The sequence below is a fragment of the Limosilactobacillus viscerum genome, from assembly GCF_947387525.1.
Lineage (GTDB): Bacteria > Bacillota > Bacilli > Lactobacillales > Lactobacillaceae > Limosilactobacillus > Limosilactobacillus viscerum.
On sequence record NZ_CANDNW010000068.1, the window covers coordinates 1 to 971 of the forward strand.

Genomic DNA, 971 nt, shown 5'->3' on the forward strand with positions numbered 1-971 from the left:
TCACCGGCAGTCTCACTAGAGTGCCCAACTGAATGCTGGCAACTAGTAACAAGGGTTGCGCTCGTTGCGGGACTTAACCCAACATCTCACGACACGAGCTGACGACGACCATGCACCACCTGTCATTGCGTCCCCGAAGGGAACGCCTAATCTCTTAGGTTAGCGCAAGATGTCAAGACCTGGTAAGGTTCTTCGCGTAGCTTCGAATTAAACCACATGCTCCACCGCTTGTGCGGGCCCCCGTCAATTCCTTTGAGTTTCAACCTTGCGGTCGTACTCCCCAGGCGGAGTGCTTAATGCGTTAGCTGCGGCACTGAAGGGCGGAAACCCTCCAACACCTAGCACTCATCGTTTACGGCATGGACTACCAGGGTATCTAATCCTGTTCGCTACCCATGCTTTCGAGCCTCAGCGTCAGTTGCAGACCAGACAGCCGCCTTCGCCACTGGTGTTCTTCCATATATCTACGCATTCCACCGCTACACATGGAGTTCCACTGTCCTCTTCTGCACTCAAGTCGCCCGGTTTCCGATGCACTTCTTCGGTTAAGCCGAAGGCTTTCACATCAGACCTAAGTAACCGCCTGCGCTCGCTTTACGCCCAATAAATCCGGATAACGCTTGCCACCTACGTATTACCGCGGCTGCTGGCACGTAGTTAGCCGTGACTTTCTGGTTGAATACCGTCACTGCATGAACAGTTACTCTCACGCACGTTCTTCTTCAACAACAGAGTTTTACGAGCCGAAACCCTTCTTCACTCACGCGGTGTTGCTCCATCAGGCTTGCGCCCATTGTGGAAGATTCCCTACTGCTGCCTCCCGTAGGAGTATGGACCGTGTCTCAGTTCCATTGTGGCCGATCAGTCTCTCAACTCGGCTATGCATCATCGCCTTGGTAAGCCGTTACCTTACCAACTAGCTAATGCACCGCGGGCCCATCCCAAAGTGATAGCCGAAACCATCTTTTATC

The 971-nt window shown here is 53.2% G+C and carries 1 rRNA gene; it reads right to left on the reverse strand.

From position 1 onward, the window contains the following. Window positions 1-971, reverse strand: a 16S ribosomal RNA gene (locus QOS07_RS09240); the annotation flags it as partial.